Here is a 15,586-nt window from a genome sequence, read left to right on the forward strand (position 1 = left end):
ATCGCCGAGAGAGGACACACCAATGGCGCGAAAGACCAGGCAGGGCGGCTGGCGACCGCCAGCCGCCCGCAACCCCGCGGCGTTCGCCGTGTCTGTCGGCGGGGCGGTGCTGATCCTGGTGGGTCTGCTGACCGACGCGATCGCCCTGGCCGTCATCGGCGCTGCCCTGGCGGTGGCGGGGTGGCTGATCGCCCGGCGCGCCCGCTGACCGACGGTGCGTCAGTCGCCGACCGTCTGCGTCAGCTGGCGACCGTCTCCGGGGTGCGCTGCACCGGTCGGGCCAGCCACCCGCTGACCCGGCGCTCGGCGTAGAACGAGACGAACGGCACGGTGCCGGCCAGCATCACCAGGAGCATCCGCTTCAACGGCCAGTCGGCCCGCCGGCTCAGGTCGAACGCGGCCACCAGGTAGATCATGTAGAGGAAGCCGTGCGCCGGCCCCACCGTCTCCACGACGACCGGGTTGTCGAACGCGTACTTCAGCGGCATGCCGATCACGACCAGCAGGATCAGCACCACGCCCACGATCCAGGCGATCACGCGGTACCGGGTAAGGGCAGCGCCCACCTTTGTCCGTCCTTCCGAGCCCGGCTCAGCCGGGATAGTCACCGGGCCGGGCGCCCGGATTGGCGTTCAACCATGACAGGTAGTGGTTGTAGGCGGCCAGGTCGGTGTCCTCGCCGACGTCACCGGTGGCCGGCACCCGGGACACCCGCACCGGTCGGCGTACCGCCGGTCGGGACCCGGTGGTGACCGCCGGCGCCGGCTCGACGGCCGGGTCCGCGGGCGGTGCGTCGACCTCCGCCATCCTGCGGCGGGCCAACTTCACCTCACGCCACCAGACGTAGACCACGAAACCGGCGAAGATCGGCCACTCGACCGCGTACCCCCAGCTCAGGCTGTTGCCGGCGGCGGCCCGGCTGATCTGCCACCAACCCAGCCCGAGGAAGCCCACGACCAGCACGACCATGGCCACGTGGCGCGCGATCCACGCCGGAGTCCAGAGCCGCCTCATGGCATCGAGGGTACCGGGGACGCCGCCGGTCTCCGACACCGTGTCGTAGTTGTCGCCTCGTCGGCGTGGTTTGGCATCACCACGCCTGGGCAATCGTCTAGACGCCAGCCCAAACGAGATCAAGGGGGGCGATCATGACCGGATCGGTACGTGAGGACGGCTTCGCGTCCAGTGATGGCGCGGATGTGAGCCCGGAGCAGCGGGTGCCCGAGTGGGGCGGCGATGAGCTGGCCGACCCGGCCGGCGCTCCCGGTCTCGACGGCGAGCTGCTCGGCATCGACCCGACGGAGCTGACCGACGAGGACCTGATCCGCGAGATGCACAGTCTGCACCGCACCCGCCTGGACACCCTGCGGCACGCTGCCGACTCCGCACTCGCCAACCACCTGCGACGCACGGCGGAGCTGGAGACCGAGTACCTGGCCCGCCACCCGGGTCGCGAGGTCGATCCCAGCCGCCTGCGGGACGCCTGATGCCGGCGCGCGCCGTACGCGGCATGTCCGCGCCACCCGAGGTGGTCTTCAGCACGGCCACCGACCCCGACCGTGCCTCGGCCTGGCTGCCGGAGCCACTGCGCGGCGACGGCAGCCCGGCCGCGGAAATCAACGGCGACGAGCTGCGTGCCCGGTGGGGCGACACCGACGACTGGTCCGCCGAGATCCGGGTCGAGCCGGCGGATTCCGGTGGCGCCCGGATCGAGCTGGACCTGGCCGACGGGTCGGGCGGGCCCGGGCCGGACCAACTGGCCGACCAGGCGCTCACCAACCTGGCACGCGAGGTCGCCGACAACCTCCAGGCCGGCTGAGCCGGCCACAGCGGGACGCCGCTCCCGCCACCACCACGACACGTGAGGAGATCGGGTGAGCGACACTGGCCTGCGACAGAAGGCGGCCCGGCTGCGCCGGGCGTACGCGCCGCACGAACACCGGCCGCTCGGCGGCTACCTGGTGGCGATGGGCGCCTACGCCGGGGTGACCGGTGCGCTCGCCGGCCTGGTCAAGGCGACCGGTCGGCCGGTGCCGGAACGCCCCGCGCCGTCCGACGTGGTGCTGCTCTCCATCGCCACGCACAAGCTGAGCCGGCTGCTGTCCAAGGACGCGGTGACGAGCCCGCTGCGGGCGCCGTTCACCCGCTATGACCGCCCGATCGGCAGCGGCGAGGTGATGGAACAGGTCCGCGACTCGGGCAGCCCGACCCGGCACGCCATCGGCGAGTTGCTGAGCTGCCCGTTCTGCCTGGCCGTGTGGGTGGCCACCGGGCTGACCGGTGGCCTGGTCCTCGCGCCCCGGCTCACCCGCCTGGTGGCCACCGCGCTGACCGCGGTCGCCGCGTCCGACTTCCTCCAGATGGCGTACGCGACGGCCCAGCAGGCCGCCGAGGGCGGGCACGACGACGACTGATCAGCACGCACGAGAAAGGGGGCCGGCGGAAATCGGCCCCCTTTCTCGTACCCCTCAGCGCTGCATGCCGGACCAACCGTGCGGCGACTCCGGCTCCCGTTCGTGCTCGTCCGCCCCGGTGATGATGTCCCGGTCCACCGCCGTGCGGTCGTGCTCGTTGGCGAAGTCCGGCTCGGGCGTGGTGTCAGTGCCCTTCGGCGGCTGACCCAGCGCCGGCACCTTCTCGTCGTGGTCCTCGTCGTGGTGCGTCATGTGGTGTCCCTTCTGCTGTCGCTCACGCGGCGGAGCTGGCACAGGCGCTCAGCCGATGGAACCACCCAGCAGGTCGCTGGCCTCGTCCACCGCGTACTCGCCCTCGGGCAGCGCGTCGATCCGGGCGAGCAGGTCCGGCGGGAGTTCGGCGGCCACCGCCTTGCGGTAGATGTCCGCCTGGGTGACCCGTTCCTGCCCCCGGTAGAGGTCGTCGAGCAGGTCGTCGAGGGCCCGGGTGTCCGGCTCGCCGGCCACTGATGCGTCGTCGGTCACGTCGATCAGCTACCCCGGGCGGAATCGGTCAAACGTCACGCCAGCGGGCCGGCCGTCGCCCCCGGACGGGTTCGAGGGGCAATCGACAGCGCCGCCCCCGGCCTTGTGGGCCGGGGGCGGCGCTGGTGTCGGTGTGCAGGTCGCCTCTCGGCGAGTGGCGCTACGCGGCTCCAGCCGGACGGTATTCCGCGAAGGCTATTTAGGTGAGGCCCGGGGACACTGGGCACACCGACACCCCAGTCAACGAGCCGACCCCCGCTCGTGTTCCGTGCGGCCCGGTGTCGGCGGTCACACCGTCGTCGGCACTGTGGCCCGCCGGGCCCGCACGGCCGAGGCGAGGTGGTCGAGCACCTCGGCGGTGTCGTCCCAGCCGAGGCAGGCGTCGGTGACCGACCGGCCGTACTCCAGCTGCCGGGTCGGGTCGAGCTCCTGTCGGCCGGGCAGCAGGAACGACTCCAGCATCACGCCGGTGATCCCACGCTGGCCGGCGGTGAGTTGCGCTGCCACGTCCGCGGCCACCAGCGGCTGGTTGCGGTGATCCTTGCCGCTGTTGGCGTGACTGGCGTCGATCACCAGCCGCTCCGGCAGGTCGGCGGCGCGGAGCAGATCGAGCGCCCCGGCGACCGACGCGGCGTCGTAGTTCGGCCGGCCGCCCCCGCCGCGCAGCACCAGGTGCCCGTCGGTGTTGCCCCGGGTGTGCATGATCGCCGGGGTGCCGGAGAAGTCGATGCCGGGGAAGACGTGCGGAACCCCGGCGGCGCGGATCGCGTCCACCGCCGTGCCGATGCTGCCGTCCGGGCGGTTCTTCATGCCGATCGGCATGGACAGACCGGAAGCCAGCTGCCGGTGCACCTGGCTCTCCACGGTACGGGCGCCGATCGCGCCCCAGGCCACCGTGTCCGCGATGTACTGCGGGGTGATCGGGTCGAGGAACTCGCAACCCACCGGCAGGCCGAGACGCAGCACGTCGAGCAGGAGCGCCCGCGCCAACCGCAGCCCGGTGTTGACGTCCCCGCTGCCGTCCAGCCCCGGGTCGTTGATCAGGCCCTTCCAGCCGACCGTGGAGCGTGGCTTCTCGAAGTAGACCCGCATGACGATCAGCAGGTCGTCGGCCAGCCGGTCGGCCGCCGTCCGCAGCCGCTGCGCGTAGTCGAGGGCGGCGGCCGGGTCATGCACCGAGCAGGGACCGACCACCACCAGCAGGCGGTCGTCCTCGCGGTCCAGCACGCGCCCCACCGCACGGCGGCCGTTCAGTACGGCCGACGCGAGCGGGGGATCAAGGGGTAACTCGTGGTGCAGCAGGGCGGGCGTGGTCAGCGGCACGACACGGTCGATCCGCTGATCGCTGACCCGATCGGTCTCCGGGGTCGTCACGGTGGGCATCCTTCCGCCGACCGTGCCCGGGGCCGGTGCCCGGGACGAGCCGGCTGCTCGTACGCAAAAGGGCAGGAACGACAGCTCCTGCCCAGCCGGCTCGGTCCGTGGTGACGTCAGTTCATGGTGAAGTCACCGGCGTGCGAGCCGGCTGCCTAAACCATCGATAGGAACGCGTCACCGGGCCAGCGTACCCGACCGGACGCGGTCACCCGGCCCGTCGTCCCAAGATGCGGAGCGAACATCGCGTGCCAGGGATGCGGTCGGGGTAACAGGGGTCCCATGACACACGAACAGAGCGATCAGGACCGGGTGGAGTCCCGGGCACACCACCTCCTGCCCGAGGAGACGGCGGTGGGCAGCGACGACCCGGAGGCGCAGGCGGAAGCCATCCTCACCGAGTCGGACATCCGCACGGCGGACCAGAACGCCGCCCCGGACACGGTGCTGGAACGTCGTACGTCGGATCAGACCGTTGTCGCTGTCGAACCGCCGGACTGAGCGGTCGCCCCGCGCGCCCGGCGCGACCCCCGGTAGGTCTGGTCGCGCAGCCAGGCCAGCGGACCTGCCAGCCGCAGTTCGGCTGGCAGGTTGCGCGTCGGGTCGAACGCGAGCGCCGCGTCCTGCTCGGCGCTGAGCTGGGCACCGAGGCTGACCTGCCCGACCAGCCGCCACGGCCCCACCGCCGACGCGACCGCGAGCACCAGGCGCGGGGTGTCCGTCCGCGTCGCGGCGGCCACCGTGGCCAGGCTGCGGCCCAGGTCGGCCGCGTCCGGGTCGGCCAACGCGGCCAGCCAGAGGCGTCGCCGACCTGCGCGGAACCACGTGATCGTGCTGTACGTGCCGGTGAAGCGGCGGCGGGGCAGCGGCAGGTTCCGCAGCACCGGGGCCGCGCCGCTGGAGCTGACCAACAGGTCGAACGGCCGGCCGTCGTCGCGGTGCAGGCGCACCGCGAGGCCCAGCACGTCCGGCCAACTGCCCGGCGTGGGTGTGCCCTTGGAGAGCCGGACGGTGGTCCGGTACCGGCCGGGGTCGTCGAGCAGAGCGACCCCGGTGGGGGGTCCCGGCGTACCCCAGATCACCGTCTCGCCGACGAACGAGCGACCGGCCGGATGCAGCAGCCGGCCGCGGCGCAGCCGGCCGAGTGCGGTGCTGGCGCGTTCGACGGCGGTGGCGGCCCGGGACGGGAGCGGGGTGACGGTCATTCCCCTCCGGTACCCCGCGCGGCCGCACCGATGCCGCCCGGGTCGGCTCGCCGACCGACAGCGCGTCACCTTTCCGCCCCCGAGATCAGATAGCGTCGGGGCATGCCCGACAGCGGTTACCCCTGGCCCATTCAGACGTCCCGACTGGACAACGGCCTGCGCGTGGTGGTGAGTGAGGATCGCACCGCGCCCGCCGTGGCCGTCAACCTCTGGTACGACGTCGGCTCCCGGCACGAGCCGGCCGGGCAGACCGGTTTCGCCCACCTCTTCGAGCACCTGATGTTCGAAGGCTCGGTGAACGTGGCGAAGACCGAGCACATGAAGCTGATCCAGGGCTCCGGCGGCTCACTCAACGCCACCACCAACCCGGACCGGACCAACTACTTCGAGACGGTCCCGGCCGAGCACCTGGAGCTGGCGCTCTGGTTGGAAGCCGACCGGATGGGCGGGCTGGTCCCCGCCCTCACCCAGGAGACGCTGGACAACCAGCGGGACGTGGTGAAGAACGAGCGCCGGCAGCGCTACGAGAACGTGCCGTACGGGGACGCCTGGTTGCGACTGCTGCCGATGCTCTACCCGCCGGGGCACCCCTACCACCACGCCACGATCGGCTCGATGGCCGACCTGAACGCCGCCGACCTCGCCACCTTCCAGGCGTTCCATCAGACCTACTACGCGCCGAACAACGCGGTGCTCACCGTGGTCGGCGACGCCACCGCCACCGACGTGTTCGCGCTCGCCGACAAGTACTTCGGCGCGCTGCCCGCCCGCGACGACATCCCGCCCGCACCGGACGGCCGCAGCGTCCCCGCCACCGGGCAGACGGCCGTCGAGTCGGTCAGCGCCGACGTGCCGGCGCCGCGGGTGTACATCGCCCACCGCAGCTACCCGTTCGGCAGCCCGGGGTACGACGTGATCACCGTGCTCGCCACGGTCCTCGGCAGCGGCCGGGGCAGCCGGCTCTACCAGCGCCTCGCCGACGGCGAGCGGATCGCGCAGCCGGACCTGGTCGGGGCGTACGGGGTGGACCTCGCGCACGGCCCGGCACCACTGATCGCCACCGCCACCGCCCGTCCCGGAGTGAGCGCCGAGCGGCTGGCCGAAGGGCTGGCCGAGGTCGTCGACGAGCTGGCCACCGTGCCGGTCACCGCCGCCGAACTGGACCGGGCCAAGGCGTTGCTCAGCACCGGCTGGTGGCGTCAGCTGTCCACCGTCGACGGCCGCGCCGACCTGCTCGGCCGGTACGCCACGCAGTTCGGTGACCCGGCCCGCGTCGCCGACCACCTGCCGGCGCTGCTCGCGGTCACCGCCGAGCAGATCGCCGAGGCCGCCGCCGACGTGCTCGCCACCGACCGGGTGACCTTGACCTACCTGCCCGAGGAGACCTCATGACGCTGATCGCCGACCGTCCCGGCCCGGGTGCCGCCCGCCCGTACCGGTTCCCGCCGGTGGTCCGCCGCGCCGTGGCCGGTGGTCAGGTCGTCGCCGCGCACCTGCCGGGGCAGAACCTCGCCGTGGCCCTGCTGCTGCTCGACGTGGGCGCGGGCCAGGAGCCGGTCGGCAAGGAGGGCCTGTCCGGTGTGCTGGCCAAGGCGTTGGAGGAGGGGACCGCGCAGCGGGACGCCGCCGCGTACGCCCTCGCCGTCGAAGGGCTCGGCACCGCCTTGTCGACCGGCCTGGACTGGGACTCGTTCCAGGCCAGCGTGGTGATCCCGGTGGACCGGCTGCACGCGGCAGTGGAGTTGCTGGCCGAGGCGGTCCGCACGCCCAGGCTGGACCCCGCCGACGTACGCCGGGTCCGCGACGACGAGGCGACAGCGCTCCGCATGGACTGGGCCAACCCCGGCCCGCGCGCCGACGCCGCGCTGCGGGCCGACCTGTTCGGCGCGCAGAACCGCTGGGGGCGGCCGATGCACGGCGACCCGGAGTCGGTCGCCGGGTTGGACGTGGAGGACGTCACTGTCTTCCACTCCGAGTGGTTCCTGCGCCCCGGCACCCTGATCGTCGCCGGTGACCTGGACCGGATCGACCTCGACGCGCTGGCCGCCGCGGCGTTCGCCGGCACCGGTGGTGGCCCCGCCGAGCGCGGCGGCCCCCTTGAGGTGCCGACGCACAACGGTCGGCGGATCATCCTGGTGGACCGACCCGGGTCGGTGCAGTCGACGCTGCGGCTGGGCCACCCGGCACCACACCGGGCGCACCCCGATCACGTGCCGATGACGCTCGCCGGCACGGTGCTCGGCGGTGCGTTCACGTCCCGGCTCAACCACCTGCTGCGTGAGGTCCGCGGCTACACCTACGGCATCCGGGCTGACTTCGCCGCGTCGCGCCGGTTCGGTCGGTTCGCGGTCAGCTCCGGGGTGCAGACGGCGGTCACCGCGCCGGCAGTGGTCGAGGCGGTGGGCGAGATCACCCGTACCCAGGCCAGCGGGGTGACCGAGGACGAGCTGGAGGTGGCCCGCTCGTGGCGGGCCGGGCAGCTCTCGGTCGAGTTGCAGAGCCCTCGGGCGATCGCCTCCGCGCTGACCACCCTGGTGGTGCACGACCTGCCGGACGACTACCACGCGCGGTTGCGGGAGGCGCTGCTCTCCGCCGACGTGGAGCAGGTCTCCGCGGCGGCGGCCACCCACCTGCACCCGGAGGCCCTGACCCTGGTCATCGAGGGCGACGCCGCAGCCATCCGCGACGACCTCCAGGCCACCGCCCTGGGCGACCTCCTCCCCTAACCCCACCCACCCCTGCTCCCGGCCTCCCGGCCCTCCGCTTCGTTGATCATGAAGTTGTTGCCACCTCCGACGGCGTGTCGCGGCAACAGCTTCATGGTCGACGGGGGTGAGGGTGGGGGTTGGGGGAGTGGGTGGGTGGGTGTGATGCGGGACCCGGGGGGTGGGAAAGGGGTCCCGGTTCCGGGGGTCGGGTCGGTAGCCTCGCGGGCATGAGGATCGGCATTGTGGGAGCCACCGGCCAGGTCGGTGGCGTGATGCGGCAGGTGCTGGCGGAGCGGGAGTTCCCGGCGGAGCAGGTGCGGTTGTTCGCCTCGGCGCGGTCAGCCGGGCGTACGCTGCCGTGGCGCGACGGCGAGGTGATCGTCGAGGACGCGGCCAGCGCCGACTACTCCGGGCTGGACATCGTGCTCTTCTCGGCCGGTAAGGGCACCGCCCGGGAGTTGGCCCCCCGGGTCGCCGAGGCCGGCGCCGTCGTGATCGACAACTCCTCGGCGTTCCGGATGGACCCGCAGGTGCCGCTGGTGGTCGCCGAGGTCAACCCGCACGCCGCCCTGGACCGGCCGAAGGGCATCATCGCCAACCCCAACTGCACCACGATGGCCGCGATGCCGGTGCTGCGCCCGCTGCACGCCGAAGCCGGCCTGGTCGGCCTGGTCGTGTCGACGTACCAGGCGGTCTCCGGTGCCGGGCTGGCCGGCGTCGCCGAGCTGGACGAGCAGGTCCGCAAGGTGGCCGAGCACGCCACCGGGCTGGCCTTCGACGGGTCGGCCGTGGAGTTCCCCGCGCCGCGTTCGTTCGCCCAGCCGATCGCCTTCAACGTGCTCCCGCTCGCCGGCTCGATCGTCGACGACGGCTCGTTCGAGACCGACGAGGAGCAGAAGCTCCGCAACGAGAGCCGCAAGATCCTGGAGATCCCCGACCTGAGGGTCTCCGGCACCTGCGTCCGGGTCCCCGTCTTCACCGGGCACTCGCTCCAGATCAACGCCCGGTTCGCCCGGCCGCTCACCCCGCAGCGCGCCCACGAGCTGCTGGCCGACGCGCCGGGGGTGGCGTTGACCGACGTCCCGACGCCGTTGCAGGCCGCCGGCCAGGACCCGACCTACGTGGGCCGGATCCGCGCCGACGAGACGGTGGAGCACGGGCTGGCCCTGTTCTGCTCCAACGACAACCTGCGCAAGGGCGCCGCGCTCAACGCGGTGCAGCTCGCCGAGCTGGTCGCCGCCGAGCGCCGCTGACCGGCACCGGTCGCCACACCACAGGCCCTCGACATCCAACAAGCACCGAGCCCTCGCCGCCCGTCGGCGAGGGCTCGCTGCCGTTCCGGGTGGTCGCACTGTCGGTGCGTGCGCTCGACCTCGGTCGCTCTGGACGAGGGCCAGCACCGGGTGGTCGCCCGCGAGGGCCGGCGGGTCGTGCTTGGATGGGTCGGAGACGATCGTCCAACCTGGAGGACACCATGCCCGACGACCGCACCCAGCAGGCGTTGACCGACCTGGTGGCCGGCCACTCGATGGGCGTGCTCGCCACCATCAAGCGGGACGGTCGCCCGCAGCTGTCCACGGTGCTCTACTCCTTCGACCGGGACGCCGGCCTGATCCGGGTCTCGGTCACCGACTCTCGGGCGAAGACCGCCAACCTGCGCCGCGACCCCCGGGCCAGCCTCCACGTCAGCAGTCAGGACGGCTGGGCGTACGCGGTGGTCGAGGGTCGCGCCGAGCTGACCCCGCCGTCCGCCGAGCTTGGCGACGACACGGTCGAGGAGTTGGTGGTGCTCTACCGGGCGCTGAGCGGCGAACACCCCGATTGGGACGAATACCGCCAGGCCATGGTCGACGAGGGGCGGATCGTGCTGCGGCTGCACGTGGAGCGGCTCTACGGGATGCCGCCGAGGGGCTGACCCCGACCGGTCAGCCCGGTTCGATCACGGTCACGCCGGGCCAACGCTGCGCCGGTCGGTGCCGGGCCAGCCGTCGCCGGGACAATGCCACACCCACCCGGGCCGGGTTGTGTCGCCACACCCCACGCAAGAGGTCCGCGAGGCCGTACGGCGCACAGACCTTCAGCCGGTCGGCCGAGTCCAGGCGGACGGCCACCGCTGTCGCGTACTCCGGCCAGGTGGCGACCGCCTCGGTGACATCGCGGTACGGGGTGATCGGTTCGCCGCCGAACTTCGCCGCGTACCAGGTGTGCACCGCCGCCTGGTTGCGCGCCTCCCACGGCGGTTGCGGCCACGCCGCCGTCAGCCGGGCGGTGGCCCGGTCGTCGTCCTCGCGGGTCAGCCGGGTCGGGTCGAAGAAGACCACGTCCACGTCCCGGACCGTCGCCGGGTCGAACCCGTGTCCGTACCGCTCGCCCCAGACCAGGTCACGCAGGACGCCCGCGCCGATCCAGGCGTCCGGCAGCCCCGAGTCGCGCACCACTGTCAGCGCCCGGGTCAACCACCGGTTGCCGGCCACCAGCTCCCGCAGCTCCGACTCGTCCGCCGCCATCAGCCCACCGTAGGCGGCCACCCCGGGGTGCACTGCCCCCGGGCGGGTCGGCGGGCGGCGGGTCCGAGGTGCGGCGTGTGCGGCAGCGCCGGTAGCGACCGGCGGCGGGGCGTTACCCGGTGCCGGGCGGCGGGTAGACGGGCCGTGCCGACACCGAGAGGGGAGCACCATGACAACGGTCGGAGAGTTCATGACGACCCGGTTGGTGACGATGGACGGCAACGACACGCTCATCGCGGCCGCGCAGGAGATGCGTGACAGCGCGATCGGAGACGTGGTGGTGACCGACGGCGACAGTGTGGTCGGCATCGTCACGGACCGGGACATCACGGTCCGAGGTGTCGCGGAGAACATGGATCCGGGCTCGACCCGGTTGAATCAGATCACCACTCGCGACGTGATCACGGTGAGTCAGTACGACGATGCCGTGGCCGCCGCTGACCTGATGCGGACGTACGCCGTACGCCGGTTGCCGGTGATTGACGACGGACGCCTGGTTGGCCTGGTCTCGATGGGTGACCTCGCGGTCGAGCGTGAACCGCAGTCGGTCCTGGCCGACATCAGCGCCGACGACCCGAACAACTGACCGTCCGCCGCGCCAGACGCGCGCCGGCCCTCCCCAAGGGGAGAGCCGGCGCGCGCTCTGTCCCCCACCCCTCCCCGCGTGATCAAGAGCTTTGCGTCACGACCCGCCCACTGTGGTGACGCAAACCTCTTGATCACCGAGAGCAAGGAGCAAGGGGGTGGGGGTCACCTGAATTGGGTGAGGTTGGGCGTGGGGGAGGGCGGGGACCCGTGCGGGGACGTGCAACGCCGGCCGTCCGCGCGACGCGAGCGCGGTGGGTGGGATCCCCGGCCCGGCAACTGGGAGGAGTGGACCCGATGGTGGACGCGACCACGAGGTTCTTCGAGGACCTGGACCGGCGGGGGTACGAACCCCTGCTGGCCAAGACCTCCGGGACGCTGCGGATCGACCTGCACGAGGGGGCGCAGACCCGGCACTGGCTGCTGAGGATCGATCACGGCCGGCTGAACGTCAGCCAGGAGGACCAGGAGGCCGACACGGTGATCGGCGCTAGCCCGAGCCTCTTCGACGACATCGCCTCGGGGCGCGAGCACGGCCTGGCCGCGCTGCTGCGCGGCGACATGACGGCGTCGGGCGACCTTCGGCTGGTCGTACAGGTGGAGCGGATCTTCCCGGGGTCACCGGACGCCCGTGGGCCACGTCGACGTTTCGCCGGGGAGGTGCACTGATGGGGCAGAGCAACACGATCCGGATCCTGGACGGCAACACGTTCGTCGTCTGCGAGGACACCGGTGACATCGAGGCGACGCCGAGCGAGCCCACCGGGCTCTTCTCCATCGACACCCGGTTCCTGTCGACCTGGGTGCTGACAGTCAACGGTGAGCGACTCAACTCGCTCTCCTTCGACGACCTGCAGTATTTCGAGTCGCGCTTCTTCCTGGTCCCCGGGATGGCCACGCACTACGTGGACGCGAAGTTGTCGATCATCCGGGAGCGGGCGGTGGGCGGCAGCTTCCGGGAGCAACTGACCATTCTCAACCACGACGAGAAGCCGGTCGACCTGGAAGTCCGGATGGACGCGGCGTCGGACTTCGCCGACCTGTTCCAGGTCAAGGACGAGATCCTGAACAAGAAGGGCGAGATCTACACCGAGGTGGAGCCGGATCGGCTGCGGCTGGGCTACCGGCGGGGGAACTTCCGGCGGGAGACGGTGATCTCGTCGTCGATGTCGGCCCGGTACGACAGCAAGGGTTTCGCGTACACCGTGCACCTGGAGCCGAACGAGCAGTGGGAAGCCTCGATCGACGTCGAGACCAACGCGGTCGGGCCCACCGGCCGGGACCTTCGTCTGGGGCTGCGCAAGCATGGCACCGAGCGGCTCGCCCTCCAGCACGACCTGGAGCAGTGGATCGCCGACGCGCCCAAGGTCAACAGTGAGCACGGCCGGGTGGCCAGCACGTACCGGCGCAGCCTGATCGACCTGGCCGCGCTGCGTTTCCCGCCGTTGTCACTGGGCGGCGCCACCCTGCCGGCCGCCGGTCTGCCCTGGTTCATGACCATGTTCGGCCGGGACAGCATCCTCACCTGCCTGCAGACGCTGCCGTTCACCCCGCAGCTGTCGAAGACGACGCTGCGCATCCTGGCGTCCCTGCAGGGCAGCCGGTTCGACGACTTCCGGGACGAGGACCCGGGGCGCATCCTGCACGAGATGCGCTACGGCGAAACCGCCGCCTTCGAGGAGCAGCCCCACTCTCCGTACTACGGCTCGGTGGACGCGACGCCGCTGTTCATCGTGCTGCTCGACGAGTACGAGCGGTGGAGCGGGGACGTCGAGCTGGTCAGGGAGCTGGAGCAGGAGTCCCGGGCGGCGCTGAGGTGGATCGACAACTACGCCGACCTCGTCGGCAACGGCTACATCTGGTACGAGCGCCGCAACACCGACACCGGCCTGGAGAACCAGTGCTGGAAGGACTCCTGGGACTCGATCTCCTACTCCGACGGCACGCTGCCGCCGTTCCCACGGGCAACCTGCGAGGTGCAGGGGTACGCGTACGACGCGAAGGTCCGGGCGGCCCGGTTGGCTCGCGAATTCTGGGGTGACCCGGAGTTCGCCGACCAGCTGGAGCGGGAGGCGGCGCAGCTCAAGGAGCGGTTCAACCGGGACTGGTGGGTCGACGACGGCGAGTACTTCGCCCTGGCCCTGGACCCGGACGGCCGCCAGTGCGACATCCTCAGCTCCAACATCGGCCACCTGCTGTGGAGTGGGATCGTCGAGCCCGAGCGGGCGGAGAAGCTCGCCGCACACCTGGTCGGGCCGCGGCTGTTCTCCGGCTGGGGGGTGCGGACGCTCGCCGAGGGGGAGGCGCGGTACAACCCCATCGGCTACCACAACGGCACGATCTGGCCGTTCGACAACTCGTTCATCGCCTGGGGTCTGCGCCGCTACGGCTTCGCCGAGGAGGCCGCGACCATCGCCAACGGCATCCTGGACGCGGCAACGTACTTCGACGGCCGGTTGCCGGAGGCATTCGGCGGCTACCCGCGGGAGCTGACCAAGTTCCCGGTGGAGTACCCGACGGCGTGCAGCCCGCAGGCGTGGTCGACGGGCGCACCGCTGTTGTTGCTGCGCACCATGCTCGGTCTGGAGCCGCACGAGGGTCACCTGGCGGTCGCGCCCCGGCTGCCGGTCGGAATGGGCCGCATCGAGGTGTTGGACATCCCGGGTCGGTGGGGTCGGGTGGACGCGTTCGCCCGGGGTCGACTGGACCTGAACGCCCTCACCGACTGACCGGCTCGACAGCCGAACCGGCGGTGGCGCGCACCACCCGTGCCGCCGCCGGTTCGCCACCCAGCCGATCTCCAGCCGGTCAGGGTAGATTCTGCGAATGCCGGAGCTCGTGTACCCGCCCGTTATCGCCGCCGCCAAGACGCTGTTCCGGGTCCTCGACCTGAAGATCACCATCGAGGGCGCCCACCACGTACCCCGCACTGGTGGGGCGGTGCTGGCCAGCAACCACGTGAGCTACCTCGACTTCATCTTCGCCGGTCTGGGCGCTAACGCGTCGGGTCGGCTGGTTCGGTTCATGGCCAAGGAGTCGGTCTTCAACCACCGGATCTCCGGCCCGCTCATGCGCGGCATGCGGCACATCCCGGTGGACCGGCAGGCCGGCGCGGCCTCGTTCCGCGCCGCCGTGAGCGCGCTCAAGCAGGGCGAGGTCGTCGGTGTCTTCCCCGAGGCGACGATCAGCCGGTCGTTCACCGTCAAGGAACTCAAGAGCGGCACGGTCCGGATGGCCCGCTCGGCGAAGGTGCCGGTGCTGCCCGTCGCGTTGTGGGGCACCCAGCGCCTCTGGACCAAGGGCCGCCCGCGCACCCTGACCCGCCGGCACACGCCGATCACCATCCTGATCGGCGAGCCCATCAACCCGGCGGACTTCCCCGACCCGAACGTGCTGGCCGCCGAGCTGACCACCCGGCTCAGCGCCCTCGTCGACCGGGCGCAGCGGGACTACCCGGACACTCCGGCCGGCCCGGATGACACCTGGTGGCAGCCCGCGCACCTGGGCGGCAGCGCGCCCACGCCGGAGGAGGCCGCCGCGCTGGACGCCGCCGCCGAAGAGCGCACCCCCAGCGTCTGACGCCAGGTTGGCCGGATCGTTCCGCACCCGGGCAGGATGGTGTCTGCCGGTGTGAACGCCGTCGGACCAGTATCGAGGTCATGAACAGAGCAGCACTCGTCGTGATCGACGTACAGGAGTCCTTCCGTCAGCGCCCGATCTGGGCGTACGGCTCCAACCCCGACATGATCCGCCAGGTCGACCGGCTGGTGGCTGCCGCCCGGCAGCGCGGCGACCTGGTGGTCTGGGTCCTGCACTCAGAACCCGGCACGGGCGGGTTGTTCGACCCCGCCCTCGGGTACGTGCGGCTGATCGACGGGCTGGTCCCCGCCCAGGATGAGCCGACACTGGTCAAGACGGCGCACAACGCGTTCACCACCACGAACCTCCAGCAGCTGCTCACCCAGGCGGGCATCACCGACATCACCGTCTGCGGCATCCGCACCGAGCAGTGCGTGGAGACCACCACCCGGGTCGGCGCCGACCTCGGCTACCGGATGACCTTCGTCACCGACGCCACGCTGACCTTCCCCATCCCGCACCGGGCCCTGCCGGACACCGCCACCGTCGCGGAGATCCTCGCCGACCCGCGCACCCTGACCAACGAGGAGATCGTGACCCGCACCGAGTACGCGCTCGCCGGCCGCTTCGCGACCATCCGAACCGTTGACGAACTGGTCGGCGCGACAGTCGTCGGCAGCGGGGGCTGA

General features: G+C 71.9%; 21 protein-coding genes. 14 read left to right on the forward strand and 7 right to left on the reverse strand.

All coding sequences use genetic code 11. The features are described 5' to 3' along the window. Positions 1–22 precede the first annotated feature (22 nt). Complete coding sequence (locus IF22_RS0117665) at positions 23–208, forward strand: hypothetical protein (RefSeq protein WP_030333329.1); 186 nt, start codon at positions 23–25, stop codon at positions 206–208. 31 nt (positions 209–239) lie between these two features. Here IF22_RS0117665 and IF22_RS0117670 read toward each other — a convergent pair whose 3' ends face one another. Both IF22_RS0117670 and IF22_RS0117675 read right to left on the reverse strand, forming a co-directional pair. Further along, on the reverse strand, positions 240–566 hold the full coding sequence (locus IF22_RS0117670; RefSeq protein ID WP_030333332.1) for a DUF3817 domain-containing protein: 327 nt from the start codon (positions 564–566) through the stop codon (positions 240–242). A gap of 25 nt (positions 567–591) precedes the next feature. After that, the gene (locus IF22_RS0117675; protein ID WP_209444571.1) at positions 592–1,014 is read right to left on the reverse strand and encodes a hypothetical protein; all 423 of its coding nucleotides are present in this window, start codon (positions 1,012–1,014) and stop codon (positions 592–594) included. A 131-nt stretch (positions 1,015–1,145) separates the two neighbouring features. On the opposite strand from IF22_RS0117675, the gene IF22_RS0117680 reads away from it, so the two are divergent. From IF22_RS0117680 to IF22_RS0117690, 3 genes are read left to right on the forward strand one after another with little or no spacing between them, the layout of a single operon-like run. Continuing rightward, positions 1,146–1,487, forward strand: coding sequence for a DUF6158 family protein (locus IF22_RS0117680; protein ID WP_030333336.1), 342 nt, complete (start codon positions 1,146–1,148; stop codon positions 1,485–1,487). Beyond that, entirely contained in the window at positions 1,487–1,819 is a 333-nt protein-coding gene (locus tag IF22_RS0117685) for an SRPBCC family protein (protein WP_030333338.1), read from the forward strand. The genes IF22_RS0117680 and IF22_RS0117685 overlap by 1 nt, the downstream gene beginning before the upstream one ends. Before the next feature lie 55 nt (positions 1,820–1,874). Next, positions 1,875–2,414 carry a DUF1360 domain-containing protein gene (locus IF22_RS0117690; protein ID WP_030333340.1) on the forward strand — a complete coding sequence of 180 codons (540 nt, stop codon included), beginning with the start codon at positions 1,875–1,877 and terminating at the stop codon, positions 2,412–2,414. A 54-nt stretch (positions 2,415–2,468) separates the two neighbouring features. On the opposite strand, the gene IF22_RS0117695 is transcribed toward IF22_RS0117690, so the two are convergent. The 3 genes from IF22_RS0117695 to IF22_RS0117705 all read right to left on the reverse strand — a co-directional run bounded on the left by IF22_RS0117695 (position 2,469) and on the right by IF22_RS0117705 (position 4,322). Continuing rightward, on the reverse strand, positions 2,469–2,666 hold the full coding sequence (locus IF22_RS0117695; protein ID WP_030333341.1) for a hypothetical protein: 198 nt from the start codon (positions 2,664–2,666) through the stop codon (positions 2,469–2,471). Between the two features lie 48 nt (positions 2,667–2,714). After that, positions 2,715–2,948, reverse strand: a complete 234-nt coding sequence (locus IF22_RS0117700; RefSeq protein WP_247680815.1) for a hypothetical protein — start codon at positions 2,946–2,948, stop codon at positions 2,715–2,717. A 279-nt stretch (positions 2,949–3,227) separates the two neighbouring features. Continuing rightward, positions 3,228–4,322 (reverse strand): 3-deoxy-7-phosphoheptulonate synthase, encoded by a 1,095-nt coding sequence (locus IF22_RS0117705; protein ID WP_030333345.1) that lies wholly within the window; start codon positions 4,320–4,322, stop codon positions 3,228–3,230. Positions 4,323–4,595: 273 nt separating this feature from the next. Between IF22_RS0117705 and IF22_RS0117710 the strand changes: the two genes are divergently transcribed. Then, the gene (locus IF22_RS0117710) at positions 4,596–4,814 is read left to right on the forward strand and encodes a hypothetical protein (RefSeq protein ID WP_030333347.1); all 219 of its coding nucleotides are present in this window, start codon (positions 4,596–4,598) and stop codon (positions 4,812–4,814) included. Here IF22_RS0117710 and IF22_RS0117715 read toward each other — a convergent pair. Next, positions 4,781–5,518 carry a hypothetical protein gene (locus IF22_RS0117715; RefSeq protein WP_030333349.1) on the reverse strand — a complete coding sequence of 246 codons (738 nt, stop codon included), beginning with the start codon at positions 5,516–5,518 and terminating at the stop codon, positions 4,781–4,783. The genes IF22_RS0117710 and IF22_RS0117715 overlap by 34 nt on opposite strands. Positions 5,519–5,620: 102 nt before the next feature. Between IF22_RS0117715 and IF22_RS0117720 the strand changes: the two genes are divergently transcribed. From IF22_RS0117720 to IF22_RS0117735, 4 genes are all read left to right on the forward strand, one after another. Then, entirely contained in the window at positions 5,621–6,910 is a 1,290-nt protein-coding gene (locus IF22_RS0117720) for a M16 family metallopeptidase (protein WP_030333351.1), read from the forward strand. Beyond that, complete coding sequence (locus tag IF22_RS0117725; protein ID WP_030333353.1) at positions 6,907–8,244, forward strand: M16 family metallopeptidase; 1,338 nt, start codon at positions 6,907–6,909, stop codon at positions 8,242–8,244. Before IF22_RS0117720 ends, IF22_RS0117725 begins: the two co-directional genes overlap by 4 nt. 209 nt (positions 8,245–8,453) lie before the next feature. Then, positions 8,454–9,479, forward strand: coding sequence for an aspartate-semialdehyde dehydrogenase (locus tag IF22_RS0117730; RefSeq protein WP_030333356.1), 1,026 nt, complete (start codon positions 8,454–8,456; stop codon positions 9,477–9,479). A gap of 221 nt (positions 9,480–9,700) precedes the next feature. Continuing rightward, positions 9,701–10,141 carry a PPOX class F420-dependent oxidoreductase gene (locus IF22_RS0117735; RefSeq protein ID WP_030333358.1) on the forward strand — a complete coding sequence of 147 codons (441 nt, stop codon included), beginning with the start codon at positions 9,701–9,703 and terminating at the stop codon, positions 10,139–10,141. A gap of 10 nt (positions 10,142–10,151) precedes the next feature. Here IF22_RS0117735 and IF22_RS0117740 read toward each other — a convergent pair whose 3' ends face one another. Beyond that, positions 10,152–10,733 carry a nucleotidyltransferase family protein gene (locus IF22_RS0117740; RefSeq protein WP_030333360.1) on the reverse strand — a complete coding sequence of 194 codons (582 nt, stop codon included), beginning with the start codon at positions 10,731–10,733 and terminating at the stop codon, positions 10,152–10,154. A 169-nt stretch (positions 10,734–10,902) separates the two neighbouring features. Here IF22_RS0117740 and IF22_RS0117745 point away from each other — a divergent pair, with 169 nt between their 5' ends. The 5 genes from IF22_RS0117745 (at position 10,903) to IF22_RS0117765 (ending at position 15,586) form a co-directional block, all read left to right on the forward strand. Then, entirely contained in the window at positions 10,903–11,319 is a 417-nt protein-coding gene (locus tag IF22_RS0117745) for a CBS domain-containing protein (protein ID WP_030333361.1), read from the forward strand. Positions 11,320–11,615: 296 nt separating this feature from the next. Continuing rightward, positions 11,616–11,987, forward strand: a complete 372-nt coding sequence (locus IF22_RS0117750; RefSeq protein ID WP_030333363.1) for an SCP2 sterol-binding domain-containing protein — start codon at positions 11,616–11,618, stop codon at positions 11,985–11,987. After that, positions 11,987–14,047 (forward strand): amylo-alpha-1,6-glucosidase, encoded by a 2,061-nt coding sequence (locus IF22_RS0117755; RefSeq protein WP_030333365.1) that lies wholly within the window; start codon positions 11,987–11,989, stop codon positions 14,045–14,047. Before IF22_RS0117750 ends, IF22_RS0117755 begins: the two co-directional genes overlap by 1 nt. Positions 14,048–14,144: 97 nt before the next feature. Next, on the forward strand, positions 14,145–14,897 hold the full coding sequence (locus IF22_RS0117760) for a lysophospholipid acyltransferase family protein (protein WP_030333368.1): 753 nt from the start codon (positions 14,145–14,147) through the stop codon (positions 14,895–14,897). An 80-nt stretch (positions 14,898–14,977) separates the two neighbouring features. Beyond that, on the forward strand, positions 14,978–15,586 hold the full coding sequence (locus IF22_RS0117765; protein WP_030333369.1) for an isochorismatase family protein: 609 nt from the start codon (positions 14,978–14,980) through the stop codon (positions 15,584–15,586).

It is taken from the genome of Micromonospora parva, assembly GCF_000718515.1.
Taxonomy (GTDB): Bacteria; Actinomycetota; Actinomycetes; order Mycobacteriales; family Micromonosporaceae; genus Micromonospora; species Micromonospora parva.